The 18,330-nt window shown below is 73.6% G+C and carries 18 protein-coding genes and 1 pseudogene; 13 read left to right on the forward strand and 6 right to left on the reverse strand.

The genetic code is table 11. The features are described 5' to 3' along the window. The 5 genes and pseudogenes from ACFWWQ_RS19945 to ACFWWQ_RS19965 all read left to right on the forward strand — a co-directional run. Window positions 1-606, forward strand: a pseudogene (locus ACFWWQ_RS19945) (hypothetical protein); the annotation flags it as partial. 187 nt (window positions 607-793) lie between these two features. Beyond that, window positions 794-1,990 carry an amidohydrolase family protein gene (locus ACFWWQ_RS19950; RefSeq protein ID WP_384597999.1) on the forward strand — a complete coding sequence of 399 codons (1,197 nt, stop codon included), beginning with the start codon at window positions 794-796 and terminating at the stop codon, window positions 1,988-1,990. A 9-nt stretch (window positions 1,991-1,999) separates the two neighbouring features. Further along, window positions 2,000-3,154 (forward strand): acyl-CoA dehydrogenase family protein, encoded by a 1,155-nt coding sequence (locus ACFWWQ_RS19955; RefSeq protein WP_384597877.1) that lies wholly within the window; start codon window positions 2,000-2,002, stop codon window positions 3,152-3,154. A gap of 8 nt (window positions 3,155-3,162) precedes the next feature. Next, on the forward strand, window positions 3,163-4,122 hold the full coding sequence (locus tag ACFWWQ_RS19960) for an acyl-CoA dehydrogenase family protein (protein WP_384598001.1): 960 nt from the start codon (window positions 3,163-3,165) through the stop codon (window positions 4,120-4,122). A gap of 449 nt (window positions 4,123-4,571) precedes the next feature. Next, entirely contained in the window at window positions 4,572-5,078 is a 507-nt protein-coding gene (locus ACFWWQ_RS19965; protein ID WP_384597879.1) for an ATP-binding protein, read from the forward strand. A 95-nt stretch (window positions 5,079-5,173) separates the two neighbouring features. On the opposite strand, the gene ACFWWQ_RS19970 is transcribed toward ACFWWQ_RS19965, so the two are convergent. Continuing rightward, window positions 5,174-6,100: a cyclase family protein gene (locus tag ACFWWQ_RS19970; protein ID WP_384597881.1), complete on the reverse strand. Its 927-nt coding sequence runs from the start codon at window positions 6,098-6,100 to the stop codon at window positions 5,174-5,176. Between the two features lie 97 nt (window positions 6,101-6,197). On the opposite strand from ACFWWQ_RS19970, the gene ACFWWQ_RS19975 reads away from it, so the two are divergent. Together ACFWWQ_RS19975 and ACFWWQ_RS19980 are read left to right on the forward strand one after the other, a co-directional pair. Then, the gene (locus ACFWWQ_RS19975; protein WP_384597883.1) at window positions 6,198-7,109 is read left to right on the forward strand and encodes an SDR family oxidoreductase; all 912 of its coding nucleotides are present in this window, start codon (window positions 6,198-6,200) and stop codon (window positions 7,107-7,109) included. An 86-nt stretch (window positions 7,110-7,195) separates the two neighbouring features. Continuing rightward, window positions 7,196-8,269 (forward strand): Zn-dependent alcohol dehydrogenase, encoded by a 1,074-nt coding sequence (locus tag ACFWWQ_RS19980; RefSeq protein ID WP_384597885.1) that lies wholly within the window; start codon window positions 7,196-7,198, stop codon window positions 8,267-8,269. 44 nt (window positions 8,270-8,313) lie between these two features. Here ACFWWQ_RS19980 and ACFWWQ_RS19985 read toward each other — a convergent pair whose 3' ends face one another. Then, window positions 8,314-8,943: a flavin reductase family protein gene (locus ACFWWQ_RS19985; RefSeq protein WP_384598003.1), complete on the reverse strand. Its 630-nt coding sequence runs from the start codon at window positions 8,941-8,943 to the stop codon at window positions 8,314-8,316. Window positions 8,944-9,170: 227 nt separating this feature from the next. Between ACFWWQ_RS19985 and ACFWWQ_RS19990 the strand changes: the two genes are divergently transcribed. The 3 genes from ACFWWQ_RS19990 (at window position 9,171) to ACFWWQ_RS20000 (ending at window position 10,707) form a co-directional block, all read left to right on the forward strand. Next, window positions 9,171-9,731, forward strand: coding sequence for an RNA polymerase sigma factor (locus tag ACFWWQ_RS19990; protein ID WP_384597887.1), 561 nt, complete (start codon window positions 9,171-9,173; stop codon window positions 9,729-9,731). Continuing rightward, window positions 9,728-10,408: a hypothetical protein gene (locus ACFWWQ_RS19995; protein WP_384597889.1), complete on the forward strand. Its 681-nt coding sequence runs from the start codon at window positions 9,728-9,730 to the stop codon at window positions 10,406-10,408. Before ACFWWQ_RS19990 ends, ACFWWQ_RS19995 begins: the two co-directional genes overlap by 4 nt. Before the next feature lie 86 nt (window positions 10,409-10,494). Continuing rightward, entirely contained in the window at window positions 10,495-10,707 is a 213-nt protein-coding gene (locus ACFWWQ_RS20000; protein ID WP_384597891.1) for a hypothetical protein, read from the forward strand. A gap of 44 nt (window positions 10,708-10,751) precedes the next feature. On the opposite strand, the gene ACFWWQ_RS20005 is transcribed toward ACFWWQ_RS20000, so the two are convergent. Together ACFWWQ_RS20005 and ACFWWQ_RS20010 are read right to left on the reverse strand one after the other, a co-directional pair. Continuing rightward, window positions 10,752-11,714, reverse strand: a complete 963-nt coding sequence (locus tag ACFWWQ_RS20005; protein WP_384597893.1) for an enoyl-CoA hydratase/isomerase family protein — start codon at window positions 11,712-11,714, stop codon at window positions 10,752-10,754. A 90-nt stretch (window positions 11,715-11,804) separates the two neighbouring features. After that, the gene (locus ACFWWQ_RS20010) at window positions 11,805-14,054 is read right to left on the reverse strand and encodes an acetate--CoA ligase family protein (protein ID WP_384597895.1); all 2,250 of its coding nucleotides are present in this window, start codon (window positions 14,052-14,054) and stop codon (window positions 11,805-11,807) included. A 319-nt stretch (window positions 14,055-14,373) separates the two neighbouring features. Here ACFWWQ_RS20010 and ACFWWQ_RS20015 point away from each other — a divergent pair, with 319 nt between their 5' ends. The 3 genes from ACFWWQ_RS20015 (at window position 14,374) to ACFWWQ_RS20025 (ending at window position 16,347) form a co-directional block, all read left to right on the forward strand. Further along, the gene (locus ACFWWQ_RS20015) at window positions 14,374-14,826 is read left to right on the forward strand and encodes a DoxX family protein (RefSeq protein WP_384597897.1); all 453 of its coding nucleotides are present in this window, start codon (window positions 14,374-14,376) and stop codon (window positions 14,824-14,826) included. Continuing rightward, a complete protein-coding gene (locus ACFWWQ_RS20020; protein ID WP_384597899.1) occupies window positions 14,823-15,275 on the forward strand; it encodes a Zn-ribbon domain-containing OB-fold protein in 453 nt (150 codons plus the stop codon). The genes ACFWWQ_RS20015 and ACFWWQ_RS20020 overlap by 4 nt, the downstream gene beginning before the upstream one ends. 190 nt (window positions 15,276-15,465) lie before the next feature. Next, window positions 15,466-16,347 carry an alpha/beta fold hydrolase gene (locus ACFWWQ_RS20025; protein WP_384597901.1) on the forward strand — a complete coding sequence of 294 codons (882 nt, stop codon included), beginning with the start codon at window positions 15,466-15,468 and terminating at the stop codon, window positions 16,345-16,347. A gap of 329 nt (window positions 16,348-16,676) precedes the next feature. Here the strand turns inward: ACFWWQ_RS20025 and ACFWWQ_RS20030 are convergent, their stop codons facing one another. Both ACFWWQ_RS20030 and ACFWWQ_RS20035 read right to left on the reverse strand, forming a co-directional pair. Next, window positions 16,677-16,946: a hypothetical protein gene (locus ACFWWQ_RS20030; RefSeq protein WP_384597903.1), complete on the reverse strand. Its 270-nt coding sequence runs from the start codon at window positions 16,944-16,946 to the stop codon at window positions 16,677-16,679. 285 nt (window positions 16,947-17,231) lie between these two features. Continuing rightward, window positions 17,232-17,963: a pyridoxal 5'-phosphate synthase gene (locus ACFWWQ_RS20035; protein WP_384597905.1), complete on the reverse strand. Its 732-nt coding sequence runs from the start codon at window positions 17,961-17,963 to the stop codon at window positions 17,232-17,234. Window positions 17,964-18,330 lie beyond the last annotated feature (367 nt).

Here is an 18,330-nt window from a genome sequence, read left to right on the forward strand (position 1 = left end):
GTCGGGTGGTTGCCGCGGCCCGGGGCTGTGGCGGCGGGGGGGGGGGGGGGGGGGGGGGGGGGGGGGGGCCGCCCCCCCCCGCCCCCCCCCGCCACCGACGACGGCCGCGGCGCGCCCTCCGCGGGCAGCCCCCAGACCACCACCCCGGCCGGTCTCGCCACGGGCTTCGCGGTCCGTAAGGACCCTGCGGGTTTCCAGATCGCGGTACGCGAGGACTGGCAGCGCCGGGGGCGGGACGGGCACGACCGGATCCGCTACGTCGGCGGTGACTACGAGCTGATCGTCGTGCCGGGCCGGGACACCGTCGCCGCGTTCGGCGCCGACCCGATGGCCTACCAGCAGGACAAGGAGCCGGAGTTGGCGGCGTACCGCACCGCCTCCTGGGCGTCGGCGTCCGGGCTGCGGCGGATGGACGTCGGGCAGACCGCGATGGCCGAGGGCGGCTTCAGCTGGAAGGACGCCAGCGGCCGCGAGGTGTACGTACGCAACCTCGCGATGATCCACCAGGCCCGTTACCACCTCGTCCAGGTCATCGGCCCGAAGTCCGGCAGCGGCACCGTCGACCGCCTCTACGACCAGGCCACGGGCTCGTACCGGCCCAACTGACCTTCTGGAAAGCCCTCTTCCGCGGCGGCCCTTGATCTCCGGGGGCTGGGCCGCCGGGCCCGCACGCCGTCGCCCAAGCCTTGTCGCCCCCTGTCACCCACGGCTAGCCTTCTTATCTGACGGAGTATCAGATAAGAGAGAAGCAGATACGGCGACGGCATTGGATCCGGCTGGTTCGGGTGAAGGGATTCCGGTGGAACTACCGCGCATCATCAGCGTCGACGACCATGTGATCGAACCCGCGCACCTCTTCGAGACCTGGCTGCCGCGCCGCTACCGCGAGCGTGGCCCCCGGCCGCACACCGCCGGGATCGGTGAGCTGGCGTACGTCGGCGGCAAGTACGTCATCACCATGGACCCCGAAGGACCGCCGACCGACTGGTGGCTCTACGAGGACCTGAAGTTCCCGTACAAGCGGAACATCGCCGCCGTCGGCTTCGACCGCGACGAGATGACGCTGGAGGGCATCACCCGCGAGGAGATGCGGCGCGGCTGCTGGGACCCGAAGGCGCGGCTCGCGGACATGGACCTCAATCACGTCGAGGCGTCGCTCTGCTTCCCGACCTTCCCGCGCTTCTGCGGCCAGACCTTCGCCGAGGCGCGGGACAAGGAGGTCGCGCTCGCCTGCGTCCGCGCGTACAACGACTGGATGGTCGAGGAGTGGTGCGGCGACAGCGGCGGGCGGCTGATCCCGCTCTGTCTGATCCCGCTGTGGGACATCGGCCTCGCCGTCGCCGAGATCCGCCGGAACGCGGCGCGCGGCGTGCGGGCCGTGACGTTCTCCGAGATCCCCACCCATCTGGGGCTGCCGTCGATCCACACCGGCTACTGGGACCCGTTCTTCGCGGTGTGCGAGGAGACCGGGACGGTCGTCTGCATGCACATCGGGTCCAGCTCGCAGATGCCCGCCGCCTCCCCGGACGCGCCGCCCGCCGTGCAGGCGTCGCTCTCCTTCAACAACGCCATGGCGTCGATGACGGACTTCCTGTTCTCCGGCGTCCTGGTGAAGTTCCCGACGCTCAAACTGGCCTACAGCGAGGGCCAGATGGGGTGGATCCCGTACGCCCTGGAGCGCGCCGACGACGTCTGGGAGGAGCACCGCGCCTGGGGCGGCGTCCGCGATCTGATCCCCGAGCCGCCGTCCACGTACTACTACCGGCAGATCTTCTGCTGCTTCTTCCGCGACAAGCACGGCGTCGCGTCGATCGAGACCGTCGGCGTGGACAACGCGACCTTCGAGACCGACTACCCGCACGTCGACTCGACCTTCCCGCACACCAAGGAGGTCGCCCTCGATCATGTGAAGGGCCTCGACGACGCGACGGTGTACAAGTTGATGCGCGGCAACGCCCTCCGCATGCTCGGCCTGGACCTGGACAGGTAGGCCCGGACCGTGGACCTCACGTACACGGACGAGGAGGAGGAGTTCCGGGCCGGGCTGCGCCGCTGGCTCGCCACGGCGCTCCCGGCGCTCCCGCCGCCCCCGGACCCGCACGACTGGCCGGGCCGTCGTGCGCATGACACCGCCTGGCAGCGGATGCTGTACGACGCCGGGTACGCGGGGCTGCACTGGCCCGCCGACGCGGGCGGGCGGGGCGCCACCCCGACCCAGCATCTGATCTTCCTGGAGGAGACCGAGCTGGCCGGCGCGCCGTATGTCGGGGCGAACTTCGTCGGCCTGCTGCACGCCGGGCCGACGCTCGCCGCCGAGGGGACCGCGGAGCAGCGCGCCCGCTGGCTGCCGCCGATCCTGCGCGGCGACGAGATCTGGTGCCAGGGCTTCAGCGAACCGGACGCCGGATCGGACCTCGCGGCCCTACGGACCCGGGCGGTCCGCGACGGCGACGACTACGTCGTGACCGGCAGCAAGATCTGGACCTCGCACGCCGAGGTCGCCGACTGGTGCGAACTCCTGGTCCGCACCGACCCGGATGTGCCACGCCACCGCGGCATCACCTGGCTCGCCATGCCGATGGACGCGCCCGGCGTGACCGTACGGCCGCTGCGCACCCTCGCCGGGTCCACCGAGTTCGCCGAGATGTTCCTCGACGGCGTCCGCATCCCGGCGGCGCACCGGGTCGGGGCGGAGAACGACGGCTGGCGGGTCACGATGGTGACGCTCTCCTTCGAGCGCGGTACCGCCTTCGTCGGCGAGGTCGTCGCCTGCCGCCGGGTGCTGGGCGCGGTGGCCCGCACCGCGCGGGAGAACGGCCGCTGGGATGATGCGGTGCTCCGCCGCCGACTGGGGCGGCTCGCCGCCGAGTTCACCGCGCTGTGGCGGCTCACCCAGTGGAACGTCGGCGCGGCCGAGCGCGGCGGCGGGGTGCCCGGCACCGGCGCCTCCGTCTTCAAGCTCCGCTATTCCCATGCCCGTCAGGAGCTGTACGACGCGGCGGCCGAGGTGCTGGGCGCCGGGGCGCTCGACGCGGACCACGAATGGGTCGCCGCCCGCCTCTCGTCCCTCTCGTACACCATCGCGGCCGGGACCTCGCAGATTCAGCGGAACATCGTCGCCGAGCGGATCCTCGGCCTGCCGAAGGGGCGGTGAGCGCGGCCGTGGACTTCCAGCTCACCAGGGAACAAGGGGAGTTGCGCGACGGTATGCGGGCGCTGCTGGCCGGGCGGTTCGGCCCGGAGCGGCTGCGTGCGGCGGTCGCGGCACCGGCCCCGGACCGCGCGCTGTGGCGGGAGCTGGGCGCCGCCGGACTCTTCGCGCTGCGGCTGCCGGAGGCGGACGGCGGCGTCGGCCTCGGGCTGCCCGAGGCGGTACTCCTCTTCGAGGAGACCGGCCGGGCGCTGCTCCCCGGCCCGCTGATCGCCTGCCATCTGCTGGCCGGACGCCTCGACGGTGTCGCCACCGGGGAGCGGATCGTGGGCCTGACGGAGGTGCCGGGCGGGCCGGGGGTGTGGGAACACCCGGACGCATGCACGGAGTTGGTGGTGCTGCCGGGTGGCGAGGACCGGCCCGTACGGGTGCTCCGCCCGGACGCCGCCGCGGACGCCCCGCGCCCCTCCTCCGTCGATCCGCTGACGCCGCTGGCGCCCGTACCCGCGGGAGCCGGGGAGGCGCTGCCGGGGCCCGCGCCGGACGTGCGCCGGATGCGCCGGGAGGCGGCGCTGCTCACCGCCGCGCAACAGCTCGGCAGTGCGGTACGCACGGTGGAGAAGGCCGTGGCGTACGCCCGCGTCCGCGAGCAGTTCGGGGTGCCCATCGGCGCGTTCCAGGCGGTGAAGCATCTGTGCGCCGGGATGCTGGTACGGGCCGAGACGGCGCGCGCTGCCGTGTACGCGGCGGCGGTCACCGAGAGCGAGGACGAGGCGTACGCGGCGAAGCTGCTCGCCGACGACGCGGCGGTGCGCAACGCCCGTGACTGTCTGCAAGTGCACGGCGGCATGGGATTCACCTGGGAGGCGGAGATCCATCTCCATCTCAAGCGCGCGTGGTGGCGCGCGGAGTGCTGGGGGAGCGCGCGCGAGACGGAGGAACGACTGGCGGCCGGTCTGCTGACCGGATGATGTCCGGAGCAGGCGCAAGGCATGTCAGCTTCTTGCAGCCGATGCGCGAAATATCGGTTCCGGTACGCAGATTCGGTCACGGAGCGTCGATATCGGGTGGCGTCCTGAGCGTGACTCGTCACACGGGGGAGTCGGTGGCCTGCTCGGGTACGCTCGCTCGGGTGCGAGTGGTTCTGTGGCGCAATGATCACGGTGCCGTCGGTGAGACGGCTCCGGGAGACGGAGTGCGCCGCCCTCGCGCTGGTCGCGGAGGTCGGTTTCCGCGTGTTCGACTCCCCGAAAAAGTGCGTCGCACAGTATGCGACACGCATACTCCCTTGCGCTGGAATATGCCCGAAGCGCTTGTTGGGGTGACGGAACGTCAACCATGCTGGGCGTCGATGGGGTCACGCACCGTGACCTCGTGGAGGCGCAAGGCGAAGTTTCCGCCGGTTCGGATGGTGTGAGCGGTGCAGGTGCTTCAGGTGCAGTTGGAGGTACGGCCGGACCCCGCTGAGGTGGGGCGGGCCCGGCGGTGGGCCCGGTCGCGGCTGGCCGGGTCCGGGATAGGCGTCGACGAACCGCTGTCCGAGACGCTGATCCTGTTGATCTCGGAGCTGGTCACCAACGCCGTGGTCCACACGGGCACCGGTGCCGTGCTGCGGATGTGCTTCTCCGGTTCCGGCGCCGTGGTGGGGACGGTACGGGTGGAGGTCGCCGATTCCAGCGCCCGGCCGCCGCGTCCCCGGCACGCCGACGGCGACGACACCCACGGCCGGGGCCTGGAGTTGGTCGACGGGCTCGCCGACCGCTGGGGCTGGCAGCCCGAAGGCGCCGGCAAGCGCATCTGGTGCGAGGTGGACCGCGGCCAGCCGCTGCCGTTCGCTCCGGAGCGGGAGGGCGGGGCGTACGAGCCCGGGTCCCCCGCGGCGTCCGGCGCGTACGAGGCGCGCCGCGTCACGCACCACGCCGTCTGACACCGGGCCGCCCACGGGCCGTGGCCCGGAGGGGCGGCGGTCCGCGTCGTGCGGGGCCGGGAGCCGCGCCGCGTACGGGCACGCCCAGGGGCCGGTCAGAGCAGCGCCACGGGGGCCACGGGGGCGCCCGCGCCGCCCGTGAAGGGTTCGGCGACGGCGGACAGCAGGAAGGCGTGGCGGCCGAGGTCCGCGCAGGTCGCGGAGAGCTCCTCCAGATTCCAGTTCTGGCCCTGGAGCATGCCCATCTCGACGAGGTGCAGCGCGTGCACCGGCATCCACAGCCCCTCGATCTCCGGCGGGAAGATCTCGAACGTCAGGGTGTCGTTGGCGACCGCCGCGACGTCCCGGTCGTGGAACCACCGCGGGGTACGCACCGACAGCCCGGGCGACGGGAACGCGTACGCCGCCCGCTCGCCCGCCAGATAGCGCCGCATCTGCCCGGTGCGGACCAGCACCACATCGCCCGCCCGCACCCGGGTACCCGCCAACTCCTCGGCCGCGTCGAGGTCTTCGGGCGTCACGGCGTGGCCGCCGGGCAGCCGGTCGGTGCCGTGCGCGCGGGCCACGTCCAGCAGGACGCCGCGGGAGACGACCGGCGGGATCTTCTCGATGCCGAGGACGGTGGCCCCGGCGTGGGCGGTGACGGCGTCGGCGGGGCGCCCGTTGTAGAGCCGCCCGGAGTGCGAGACATGGGTCAGGCCGTCCCAGTGGGTGCCCGCCTGGAGCCCCATGGTGACCGCGTCGTCCGAGGTGGCGACGGTGCCGGGGCCGAACAGCTCCTGGTTGACGGCGGTCATGGTGTGCAGCGGGTTGATCCGGCCGGGGATGGCGCCGGTCTGGACGCCGTCGTGGCGCAGCGGCAGCGCGAGCGGGACGCGGTGGCCGCTGCGGACGCAGTCGGCGGCGGCCCGGACCGTCTCCTCGGTGATCAGGTTGAGGGTGCCGATCTCGTCGTCCGGTCCCCAGCGGCCCCAGTTGTTCACCTGGCGGGCGAGGTCGTGGAATTCCTGCGGCAGCGGCACGGGCCCTCCTGGGGCGGGTTCGGCCCGGGGTCTTGTGTTCGTACCGGGACTGCTCAAAAATCTAACGATCCGTCAGAAACTTTGGGAGGGTCGCGGCATGGGCAACTTCTTGGCCGGCAAGGTGATCGCCGTCACGGGGGCGGGGCGCGGCATCGGCCGGGCGGTCGCCCTCGCCTGTGCCGCCCACGGCGCGCGCGTCGTCGTCAACGACTACGGCGTCTCCATCGAGGGCGGCGAGCCGAGCAGCGAGATCGCGGCGGCGGTCGTCGAGGAGATCGCCGCGGCGGGCGGCGAGGCGGTCGCGGTCGCCGACGACGTCGCGACGATGGCCGGCGGGCAGCGGATCGTCGACACCGCGCTGGAGCGCTACGGGCGGCTCGACGGGGTGGTCTGCGTCGCGGGGATCCTGCGGGAGCGGATGCTCTTCAACATGACCGAGGAGGAGTGGGACCCGGTGGTCGCCACCCATCTCAAGGGCACCTTCACCCTCTTCCGCGCCGCCTCCGCCGTCATGCGCAAGCAGGGGTACGGCACACTCGTCGGCTTCACCAGCGGCAACCACCAGGGCAGCGTGGCGCAGGCCAACTACGCCTCGGCGAAGGGCGGCATCATCTCGCTGGTGCGCAGCGCCGCGCTGGGGCTGCACAAGTACGGCGTGACGGCCAACGCGGTCGCGCCCGTCGCGCGCACCCGGATGTCGGCCAACGTGCCCATGGAGCTGACGGAGATCGGCGAGCCCGAGGACGTCGCCGCGTTCGTCGTCTACCTGCTCAGCGACCGGGCCCGGGAACAGAAGATCACCGGGCAGGTCTACACCGTCGCCGGGCCGAAGATCGCCGTCTGGGCCCAGCCCCGCGAGGTGCGCGCCGCCTACAGCGCCGACGGCTGGACCCCGGAGAAACTGGCCGAGTCCCTGCCGGTGACGGTCGGCACGGACCCGATGCCGATGCTGGCGCAACTGGAGGCGATGGCGGCCGCGGCGGCCAAGGGGGAGCGGCCCAACCGCTGAGGCCGGTACGTGGGCGTGGGCGCCCCTCGCGCGCCGTCCCGCCCGTCTCCCGCCCGGGTCCGGGCGGCCGATCCACGGAGGTTGTGATGAGAGGCGTCATCTTCGACGGTGAGAAGCCCCGGGTCGTGGACGACCTGGAGGTGCGTGACCCCGGGCCCGGCGAGGTGCTGGTCGCCGTCCGGGCGGCCGGGCTGTGCCACAGCGACCTCTCGGTCATCGACGGCACGATCCCCTTCCCGGCGCCGGTGGTGCTCGGGCACGAGGGCGCCGGGGTGGTCGAGGCGGTCGGCGCGGGCGTCGGCCATGTCGAGCCGGGGGACCAGGTGGCGCTGTCCACGCTGGCCAACTGCGGGGCCTGCGCGGAGTGCGACCGGGGGCGGCCGACGATGTGCCGGAAGGCGATCGGGATGCCCGGCACGCCGTTCCGGTGGCGGGGCGCGCCGCTGTACCAGTTCGCGTCGAACTCGGCGTTCGCCGAGCGGACCGTCGTCAAGGCGGTCCAGGCGGTGAAGATCTCGCCGCGCATCCCGGCGGCGTCGGCGGCGCTCATCGGCTGCTCCGTGCTGACCGGCGTCGGCGCGGTGCTCAACCGCGCGAAGGTGGACCGCGGCGACTCGGTGGTGGTCATCGGCGCGGGCGGCATCGGCCTGAACGTCCTCCAGGGCGCCCGGCTCGCCGGTGCCTCGGTGATCGTCGCGGTGGACGCCAACCCGGCGAAGGAGGAGAGGGCCCGGCAGTTCGGCGCCACGCACTTCATCGACGCCTCCGCCGTCCCCGACAGCGTCAAGGCGGTGAAGGCGGTGCTGCCGACCGGCGCCGATCACGCCTTCGAGTGCGTGGGCTCCACCCGGCTCATCCGGCAGGCGGTGGACCTGCTCGACCGGCACGGCCAGGCGGTGCTGCTCGGTGTCCCGCCCGCCACCGCCGAGGCGTCGTTCCTGGTGTCGTCGATGTACCTCGACAAGGCGATCCTGGGCTGCCGCTACGGCTCCGCCCGCCCGCAGCGCGACATCGCCCTCTACGCCCGCCTCTACCGCGAGGGGCGGCTGCTCCTCGACGAGCTGGTCAGCGCGGAGTACCCGGTGGAGGACTTCGCCCGGGCGGCGGACGACGCCCACCACGGGCGGGTGGCGCGCGGGGTGCTGGTCTTCCCGGAGTGAGGGGCGCGGCGGGGGCGCGGGCCCGCCCGGTCCGCGCCCCCGGCTCACGCCTCCCGGAGGGTCCCGAAGGCCCCGCAGTGGAAGAGGAGCGGGCCGTCGGCCGCCGCCGTCGCGTCCGTCCCCAGGGCCGCGACCCGGCCGACGACGATGAGGTGGTCGCCGCCGGTGTGCACCGCGTGGACGGTGCAGTCGATCCAGGCCGGCACGCCGTCGAGACGGGGTGCGCCGGTCACCGGCGCGGGCGTGTGCCGCACCCCGGCGAACTTGTCGGCCCCGCTGACCGCGAACGCCCGGCACAGCGCGCCCTGCCCGGCGCCCAGCACATTGACGCAGAAGACCCCGGCGCGCGCGATCCGTGGCCAGGTCGTCGACGTACGGGCGACCATGAACGTCACCAGCGGCGGGTCCAGGGAGAGCGACGCGAAGGACTGGCAGGCGAAACCGGCCGGTCCGGTGGTGCCGTCCGCAGGGGCGGGCGCGGTGATGACCGTGACGCCGCTGGCGAAGTGCCCCAGGGCGGCGCGGAACGCGGCCGGATCGCATGGTGCGCGCTCGCCGTCGCGGACCGCCCGCAGCGGCCGGCGGGGCGCCGTGGCCGGGGCGTCCGCCGCGGTCGTGGCGCCGGTCGAACGCAGATAGCGGACGGCCGCCGCCGCCATTCCCGCATGTCCCATCATGGCTTCATTGAAACTGACGCTACGTCAGATGTGAAGTGTTGCGGGGCACCATGAGGTGTTGAGGAAAAGGGAGTTGACCCTCACGGGTGGTTTACGGGCCGGGGTTGTTGAACGCTGGGCTTTTTCGGACGGCGCCCGACAACGGCCTGATTTGCTGCCCATCGTGCGGGTAGCGTCCACCCCGGCCGCGACCGTCACCGATGAACGGGGGAGGGTTCCGGTACATGGCCGATGTGATGCCGTCGTCTTCCGCGTCCGCCGCGTCACCGACCTTCGACGAAGTCTTCTGCGGGCTGCTGCCGCGCCTCTACCGGCGCGCGGTGATGCTGGCGGGCTCGCGCTACTCCGCCGAGGACGTGGTGCACGAGACCTACCTCAAGCTCGCGCAACGCCCACAGCGCCTCCTCGCCCATCCGGAGCCGTACGCCTATGCGTTCACCACCGCCCTCAACATCGCCCGCGACGCGTACCGCAGAAATGGCCGACAGGTGCTGGTCGACGCCGTCGAGGGCTTCGAGGGGGAAGCCGCCCCGGAGGATCCCGCGGCGTGGGACGGCGGGCTGGAGCGCCGCCACGCCGAGCTGGAGGCGGTACGCATGCTGGGCATGCTCACCCACCGGCAGGCGGGCGTCGTCATCCTCGTCGACCTCGACGGCTACACCCTCGACCAGGCCGCCAAGATCTTGAAGGTGCACCGCGGCACGGCGGCCCGGCACCGGGCCCGCGCCCTGGACAGGCTCCGCGCCCACCTCATTGAATCGGCGCAGGGACGGACGGGGAGGTGAACGGCACGGTGGGCGCGGGACGCCAACACGACAACACGGATGCCGCGGCCGCCCACGGGGGCGGTCCGGGCGGCGCCGGGCCGGGCCACACGGGCGGGCCGGGCGGCGGCGGTGAGGACGCCGTGGCGCTGCTGCGGGAGCGGTTGCGCCGCGCCGACGAGGCGATCGAGACGCCCCCGGGGCTGTGGGCGCGCGTCCGGGAGGCACCGCCCGAGCGCCGCGCCGTCCCCCTCGTGGCGCGCCGTCGCACGGCGTACGCCACGGCGTTCGTGGTCGCCGCGGCGGTGGCGGCGGTCGCGCTGGGCGTGTGGTGGGCGGTGCGCCCCGGTGTCGCGCCGCGTCCGGCCGCGCCCCCGACCGTCCCGGTCGCCGTCTACAACACCGAGTCGGTCTGCCGCGACAGCCACACCCTGGAGTGCGCGCTGCGGCTGGCCAAGGACCCGTACCGGCGCTACGCCGACCGCTCCAACGCCGCCGGGCGGGTCTGGCACGGCGACGTCCTGGCGGCCCGCTGCGTGGTCACCGACGGCGTCATGGTCCGCGACGAGCAGGGCGTGACCTCCACCCGCTGGTACCGCGTCAGCACCGCGCGGGGTGTGGAGGGCTGGCTGCCTGGGGTGCGGACCCGCAACACCCGCGAGGTGCCGGTGTGCACCCCACGCGAGAGCAAGCTGTGACACGGCTCGCCCAGGGCGGTGTCCTACGGATCGGGAGGCCCGGCCGTATCAGGGATGCCGGGTCCGCACTGCACGGGAGAGCAACGATGAAGGTACGCGCCCTGTTCAACGGAGCCGTCGGCGCCGGGGTCCTCACCGTCGGGCTGCTGGGGGCGGCGGGTGCCGTCACGGCGTCGTCGGCGGACGGCGACGGGGCGCCGGCCGGGGTGGACCGGGTCGTACCGGCCCAGCCGGGGCCGCCGGGGGAGGGACCACCGGGTCCCGCAGCGCCGCGGGTCCCGGCCCAGCGCACCCGGTAGGGCGTGTCCGTGAAGTCCCGCCTGGCGTGCGACGCCCGGCCGCTTCAGCGCCCCCGGTAGACGGGGGTGCGGCGGGCCACGAACGCGGCGACGCCCTCCTGGGCGTCCGCCGTGGTCATCGTCAGCTCCTGGGCGGTGGCCTCCGCCGCGAACGCCGCGCTGCGGTCGCCGTCCAGGGAGGCGTTGACCAGCTGTTTGGTGAAGGCGAGCGCCCTGGTGGGGGCGGCGGCCAGCCGGTCGGCCCACTCCCGGGCCCGGTGCGGCAGCTCGTCGTCGGGCACCACACGGTTGACCAGGCCCAGCCGTGCGGCGTCGGCGGCGGGCAGCGCGTCGCCGAAGAACATCAGCTCCTTCGCCCGCTGCGGGCCGATCAGCCTCGGCAGCAGATAGGCGCCGCCGCCGTCCGGCACCAGCCCGCGGCGGACGAACACCTCGATGAACCGCGCCGATTCGGCGGCGAGCACCAGATCGCAGGCGAACGCCAGATGCGCGCCGAGCCCGGCGGCGGTGCCGTTGACGGCCGCGAGCACGGGCTTCTCGCAGTCCAGCACTGCGCCGATGAGCCGCTGCGCACCGCCCCGGATCAGCCGCGCCACGTCCCCGGCCACCCGCTCCCCGGACCCGGCCGCGCGGGGGGCCCGCAGGTCCGCCCCGGCGCAGAATCCCTTGCCCCGCGCGGTGATCAGCACGGCGCGCACCGCCGGGTCGGCGGAGGCTTCGGCGAGCCGGTCGATGAGGCGTTCGCGCTGGTCAGGGGTGAGGGCGTTATGGGCCTCGGGCCGGTTGAGGGTGAGCGTGGCGACGCCGTTGTCAGTGGTGTGCAGTATCAAGGAATCGGACGCGTCGGCTGCCGGCCCCGGGGTGTCTTTCGCCGCCTGGGCGTGGGGCGAACGGGACTTTGGTGTACGGGGGTTGGGGGCACCCGAAGGGGCGGGAGTCCCGGGCGCGGGCGGGCCGGGCGCGTCGGAGGTGCCGGAGGTGTCGGGGGAGAAGGGGGTGGAGGTCATGGGGGCGTGGCTCCTGGTGGGGTGGGTCCGGTGGGTGCTGGGGCTGCTCCGGTGGCGGCCGGGCCCGGCCCCGGGCCGGTACGAGGCAGGTCAGCGGCACACGGCGAGCGCGTCCAAGGCCACCGCCCCCTGCCCCCGGGGCAGCACCACGAGCGGGTTGATGTCCAGCTCCGCGAGGTCGCCGTCGAGTTCGAGGGCCATCCGCTGGACCCGCAGCACCACCTCCACCAGCGCGTCGACGTCCGCCGGTGGCGCTCCCCGGACGCCCTCCAGCAGGGCGTGGCCGCGCAGTGCGCCGAGCATCGCGCGGGCCTGTTCCTCCCCGAAGGGCGGCACCCCCACCGCCACGTCCCGCAAAACCTCCACGAGCACACCGCCGAGCCCGACCGTCACCGTCGGCCCGAAGAGGCTGTCGCGGATGACGCCCACGACCATCTCGACGCCCCGCTCGATCATCTGGCAGACGAGCACCCCGTCCAGCGGCACGTCCTCACAGCGGGCGATCTCGGTCAGCTCGCGATAGGCGTCGCGGACCTGGCTGGCGGAGGTCAACCCCACCTTGACCAGGCCGAGTTCGCTCTTGTGCGCCAGCTGCGGCCCGGACGCCTTCATGACGACGGGGTAGCCGACCAGGCTCGCCGCGCGCACCGCCGCCGCCGCGCTGGTCACCAGCTGCTCGCGCGGTACGCGGATGCCGTAGGCGCGCAGCAGTTGCTTCGCCGCGTGCTCGCTGAGCTGCGCGCCCGGGCGCAGCAGGGCGCGGGCCTTGCGGGCGGACGGCGAGAGGATGCGCGGGGCGTCGTCGAAGGGGGAGCGGTAGCCGTCCGTGAAGCGGTGGTGGCCGAGGTAGGCGCGGACGGCCGTGACGCAGTTGCCGAAGGTGCGGAAGGTCGCCACCCGCGAGGAGCCCAGCAGCGTGCTCCGGTACGCCTCCTCGGTGCCGACGGGCGAGCCCCACACCACGCACACCAGCTTGTCGGTGCGTTCCGCGGCGGCCACGAGGTCCCGGGCGAGCTTGTCGCTCATCGGCGGGAACGGCCCGGTGATCGGGCAGATCAGCACGCCGATGGACGGGTCGTCCAGGATCGCGTCGATGATCTTCGGGCCGCGCCGGTCGCCGACGGGATGGCCGCCGTTGTCGATCGGGTTGGCGACGTTCAGATCGCCGGGTATCCACTGGTGGAGTTCGGCCTGCTTGGCGTCGGAGAGGACGGGCAGCCGCAGCCCGGCGGCGGTCGCCAGGTCCGCGAAGTGGGCGCCGGTGCCCCCGGAGATCGAATAGACCGCGACGCCCTCGGCGAGCGGCTTACGGGCCCGGGCCAGCAGCGCCGCGGTGTCCTGCAGCTCGTCCAGGCCGTCCACCCGGATGACGCCGAATTGTCGCATCGCCGCGTCGATGACGCCGTCCGCGCCGGTGAGCTTGCCGGTGTGGGAGGCGGCGGTGCGGGCGCCGGTCTCCGTACGGCCGACCTTCACGGCGACGACCGGCACGCCCCGGCGGGCGGCGTGGTCGGCGGCGAGGAGGAAGCTGCGGCCGTCCTTGAGCCCTTCCACATACGCGGCGATGGCGCCGACCTCGGGACAGGAGGCGAAGTACGAGAGGAAGTCGGCGGTCTCCAGATCGGCCTCGTTGCCGGTCGGGGCCCAGTGCGAGAGGCGGATGCCCAGTTCCTGGAGGGCGAAGACCGGGCGGCCCTGGTGGCCTGACTGGGTGATCAGGGCGATGGCCGGTCCGTCGAGGTCGTCGCGGAACGTCTCGAAGGCGTTGAGGTTGGTGTTCGGCCCGAGCAGCCGGACGCCGGAGCGCCGGACGGCGTCCGCGAGCCGTTCCTGCGCGGCGGCGCCGTCCGCGCCGGTCTCGGCGAAGCCGGAGGCGAACGCCACCGCGAATCGCACCCCGGCCGCGGGCAGTTGCTCGATGACCGGCACTGGGTCGGCGATCAGCAGCACCGCGAGGTCGACCGGCTCCGGGAGGTCGGCGACGGCCGGGTGGCAGATGCGGCCGAAGACGGTCCGCCGTCCGGGGTTCACCGGGTGCAGCCGGGCGCCGACGCGGTCGGCCCAGGCGATCAGCTGCCGGGTGATACCGGTATGGGGGCGGCCCTCGCTGTCGGACGCGCCGACGACCGCCACCGACGCGGGCCGGAAGAAGCGGTCCAGGTCGGGCACGGCCGCGGACAGCGGACGGCCGCTGACGTCGCGGTCGGCCGCGGGGCCGGGGCGCCCGCCGTCGGCAGGGGCGACCGTGCCGTGTGTGGTGGGGGGTGGTTGCTCCCCGCAGGCCACGACGCGGGCCGGGCGGGAATGAGTGCTGAGGGTGCCGTGAGTCGATCCAAGCATCGCAGTCGCCCGCTCCTCTGTGACGGCGGCTCTCCTTGCTGACGCGCGGTCAGATTACTGGAACTGACGGTCTGTCAGGAATGGGGCTGCACGGGAAAGGTTCCGGAGGAATCTCCATCTCGGCCCGGCCTCTTGCGCGCCCCCTCCTGGATCGGCTGAACTGGCCGGGCCCGTAACTGACGTAGCGTCAGAAGTGCATACGGAGGCAACGCCCGGCAACGCCCGGCAGCGACCGGCGACGGGTGACCGGCGACCGGTGACCGGCGCCGGCCCGGTGCCGGCCGTCAGGCGAAGGGCTCTTCGAAGGAGGACGCGCGCGATGCAGACGATCTGGCTCGGCGGGGCCGAATGGCTCGCCGTGCTCCGTATCGGCCTCGGCCTGTGGTGGCTGGAGAGCTGGCGGCACAAGGACAGGAAGGCGTGGTTCGCGCGCGGCACCGGCATCGCCTGGGCCGCGGACGTCGCGGCCCAGCACCGCTGGCGCGTGGTGCGCCGCGGGTTCGACGCGGTCGTGAGGCCGTACCCGAAGACGATGGCGTACGTCGTCGTGTACGCGGAACTGGCCCTCGGGCTCGGGCTGGTGCTCGGCTTCCTCACCCCGGTCGCCCTGGCCTGCGGGGCGCTGCTGAACCTGCTCTACCTGGCCTTGATGATCCACGACTGGGCGGAGCAGGGGCAGAACGGGATGATGGCGCTGATCTCGCTGGTCGGCCTCTTCGGGATGTGCGGTCAGGTCTGGTCGGTGGACGCGGCGCTGGGACTGTTCCGGTGACGGGCGGGACGGGCGCGGTCCGCTTCGATCTGCCGGAGACCGACACGTTCACCCGCCCGTACTGGGAGGCGGCCGCGGCCGGACGGTTGCTGCTGCGCCGGTGCCGGGCCGAGGGGTGCGGCGCGGCGCATCACTATCCGCGCGAGTTCTGCCCGTACTGCTGGAGCGAGGACGTGGTGTGGGAGCGGGCCGACGGCCGCGCCACGCTCTACACCTGGTCGGTCGTGCACCGTAACGACCTGCCGCCGTTCGGTGAGCACGTCCCGTACGTCGCCGCCGTGGTGGACCTCGCCGAGGGGCCCCGGATGATGACCCGGATCGTCGACTGCCCCGCATCCGCGCTGCGCATCGGGATGCCGCTACGGGTCACGTTCCGGAACATCGGGGCCGGTGCGGGCGAGGACGTGGTGATTCCGGTGTTCGGGCCGGAGGGGGAAGCCGAGAGCTGAGGGGGGCGGGCTCGGCGCGGTGGCGGGCACCCCGGGCCGCCGCTCGCCCCGGTCCGCGGCTCGCCGCGGCCCGCCGCCCGGCCTGCCGCTCGCCGCGGCCAGCCTCGCCGGACGCGCACGCCCACGGGCCGGGGCATGGGGGTGGACAAAGGGGATGCGCTCCGGTTACCCGTTCCGGCAGACTGCCGATATGCCGACCATCGACGTATCGCCCGGAGTCTCCCTCGCCCACGAGTGCTTCGGCGACCCCGGTGACACCCCGGTGCTGCTGGTGATGGGGCTCGGCGCGCAGATGATCGCCTGGCCCGAGGGGTTCTGCCGGGCGCTCGCGGACCGGGGCCGCTATGTGATCCGGTACGACAACCGCGACTGCGGGCGGTCGACCACGTTCGACGAGCACCCCGTCGACACGGCCCGGTTCCTCGCCGCCGTCAAAGCGGGTGACCTCCCCGCCGCCCTCGCGATGGTGCCGTACCGGCTCACCGACATGGCCGACGACGGGTTCGCGCTGCTCACCGCGCTGGGCATCGAACGCGCCCATGTCGTCGGCGCCTCCATGGGCGGCATGATCGCTCAGCGGATGGCGCTGACCCGGCCGGAGCGGGTGCTGAGCCTGACGTCGATGATGTCCACGACCGGCGAACCGGAATACGGCCGTTCCACCCCCGAGGCCCGGGCGGTGCTGTTCGGCCCGCGGCCCGCCGACCGTGACGGGTACATCGCGGCGGCCGAGCGCGAGCTGGTGTGGGCCTCGAAGCGGTACGCCGACGCCGCGGAGCTGCGGCAGCTGGCCGCCGAGAGCTACGACCGCGGCCACCACCCCGGCGGGATCGGGCGGCAGCTCGGCGCGATGGTCCTCGACGGCTCCCGCGCGGACGCGCTCCGCGACCTCCGGGTGCCGACGCTGGTGATCCACGGCCTGGACGACACGCTGATCGACCCCAGCGGCGGACGCCGCACCGCGGAGCTGGTGCCCGGCGCCGAGCTGCTGCTCCTGCCCGACATGGGCCACGACCGGCCGCGCCCCCTCTGGCCCGATCTCATCGACGCGATGGTGCGCCACACCGTCTGAGCGGGGGCGCGGCGCAGGCCGACGCCTTCGCCGGTCAGGCCGGTGACGGCCCCGAGCCCTCGCGCACGGCACCGCGTTGGCCGGCTCGATCGGCGCGCCCCGTGCAGGGTCGGGCAGTCGGGAGGCCGTCCCGGAAGGGTGACGCCACGCGCACGCTTCCGGCTGGACGCCGGGGTGCGGCAGCCCCCTTCCCCCACGGCCTTCGTGCTGGTCATGTGCCTCTTCGGCCGGAGCGCAGGATCAGACGAAGGCCGTGTTCCTCTCCGCGGAATCATCGGGCGAGCGCCCAGGCGCGGGGATCGTCCGAGACCGGCCCGGAAACTACAGGCTCAGCGCATCCACTCCGAGTAGAAGTTGGGGAGACCCTCCAGGGGGTCGCTGACGCAGGTGGCCTCGTGGTACTGGGGGTTCTGCGCCAGGTCGCTCTGCATCTGGTCGTAGCACGCCTGCCAGGAGTTGAACGACTCGCCACCGACCGGCTGCCAGCCGTCACCGGGCGGAGGGCCGGCGGCGAAAGCGGCCGAGGCGGTCAGCGGCACGGTGACCACTGCGGCCCCCACGGCGAGACCGAGAGCGATACGGGTGCGCAAGGACTTCATGAACTCCTCCATCGGGTGTCTTCACGTCTTTCTCGCACAGCTCTCCTGGGGAGACGCCACGGCCTAACGCCGTTGGCTCTGTGCGTTGTTCACCAGGTTTGATGCGCGTACCGGGCCAGAAGTTCACTGTGTGGCGCGTTTTTCGGGCAGATGTTGCCCGGGGCGGGGAGGAGGCGCCCCGGACGCGTGAGCGACGGAGCGGGGTGACTGTGTTCACGTCCCCGGACTTCCCGGACGAGCGGTCACGTTCAGGGAATCGTGCGAGGCAAGTCCGTGGAAAACCGGCTACGGCCACAGCAGTTCCCGCCGCCAACTCCCCTCACTCCTGCGGTAGTTGAGGCGTACGTGACGACGTCGGGCGTCGCCCTGGAAGAACTCGACGGCGTCCGCGCGCAGGGTGTAGCGGGTCCAGTCGGGCACCGGGGCGTCCGGTTCGCGGACCGCGCGGTCCCAGGCGGCGTCGGCGGCGCGGTCCAGTTCGGCGGCCGAGCCGAGGACCTCGCTCTGCCGCCCGACCAGCGCGGCGGCCAGGGAACCGGTGGACCGCTGGTGCAGCGCGGCGGCGCTCTCCTCGGGCCCGGCCTCGGCCACCGTCCCCTCGATCCGGACCTGCCGGCCGACCGCCGCCCAGTAGAAAAGGAGCGCGGCACGCGGCCGGGCCGCCAGTTCGCGTCCCTTGCGGCTGCCCCGGTGGGAGCCGAAATGCCAGCCCCGCTCGTCGGCGTCGTGCAGCATCACAATGCGTACGGAGGGGTCCCCGGCGGCATCGGCGGTGGCCAGGGTCATGGTGTGCGGTTCGGGCTGCCCGGCCTCGGCGGCCTCGCGCAGCCAGCGGCGGAAGAGCGCCAGCGGCTCGTCCGGCGCCTCCGCCGCGTCGAACGGCGGCAGCGGATGGTCCCAGACACGCAGCCCACGCAGCAGGTCGCGGAAGGCGCGGGCGTCGTCGTGCGGGGCGTCGGGGGACGGGGCCGGTGCCTCGGCGGCGTTCCGGTGCGGGGGCGTGGGGTCTTTGGCCATAGCGGGCAGGGTACGGGCGACGGGCGGGCGGCAGTTCGGTCGTGGGACGTCGCGGGGCGGGCAGCGGCCGGCCGGGCGCCCCGCCCGGACACCGGGACCACTGGCGCCGCACCCCCGAAAAACCCTTGGCGCCGCCACCCGTTGGCCCTCTACCGTCCTCACATGCATCTCTTCCAGATCTACGGCTGATCCGGCCGGGCGCCTGTCGCCCGCCCCGCCCCCGGTCCACCGGCCTCGCGCCGGTCCGTACCGCGTCGTTCCCGTGTCCTTCGCACGGCCGGGACCGCGGCCGCCTCGTGGTACCCGGAACCGCAGACGCCTTGTGGCGCTCGGCTCGCGGCCGCCTCGTCGCGCTCGGGGGCGGGCT

The sequence above is a fragment of the Streptomyces sp. NPDC059080 genome, assembly GCF_042739975.1.
Classification (GTDB): Bacteria; Actinomycetota; Actinomycetes; order Streptomycetales; family Streptomycetaceae; genus Streptomyces; species Streptomyces benahoarensis.

Bases quoted from the DNA above. Each gene is read 5' to 3' on its own strand.
- ACFWWQ_RS20005 (WP_384597893.1), bottom strand. From the start codon at position 11,714: ATGACCTCCACCCCCTTCTCCCCCGACACCTCCGGCACCTCCGACGCG.
- ACFWWQ_RS19985 (WP_384598003.1), bottom strand. From the start codon at position 8,943: ATGGGACATGCGGGAATGGCGGCGGCGGCCGTCCGCTATCTGCGTTCG.
- ACFWWQ_RS19980 (WP_384597885.1), top strand. From the start codon at position 7,196: ATGAGAGGCGTCATCTTCGACGGTGAGAAGCCCCGGGTCGTGGACGAC.
- ACFWWQ_RS20035 (WP_384597905.1), bottom strand. From the start codon at position 17,963: ATGGCCAAAGACCCCACGCCCCCGCACCGGAACGCCGCCGAGGCACCG.
- ACFWWQ_RS20015 (WP_384597897.1), top strand. From the start codon at position 14,374: ATGCAGACGATCTGGCTCGGCGGGGCCGAATGGCTCGCCGTGCTCCGT.
- ACFWWQ_RS20010 (WP_384597895.1), bottom strand. From the start codon at position 14,054: ATGCTTGGATCGACTCACGGCACCCTCAGCACTCATTCCCGCCCGGCC.
- ACFWWQ_RS20030 (WP_384597903.1), bottom strand. From the start codon at position 16,946: ATGAAGTCCTTGCGCACCCGTATCGCTCTCGGTCTCGCCGTGGGGGCC.
- ACFWWQ_RS20000 (WP_384597891.1), top strand. From the start codon at position 10,495: ATGAAGGTACGCGCCCTGTTCAACGGAGCCGTCGGCGCCGGGGTCCTC.
- ACFWWQ_RS20025 (WP_384597901.1), top strand. From the start codon at position 15,466: ATGCCGACCATCGACGTATCGCCCGGAGTCTCCCTCGCCCACGAGTGC.
- ACFWWQ_RS19990 (WP_384597887.1), top strand. From the start codon at position 9,171: ATGGCCGATGTGATGCCGTCGTCTTCCGCGTCCGCCGCGTCACCGACC.
- ACFWWQ_RS19975 (WP_384597883.1), top strand. From the start codon at position 6,198: ATGGGCAACTTCTTGGCCGGCAAGGTGATCGCCGTCACGGGGGCGGGG.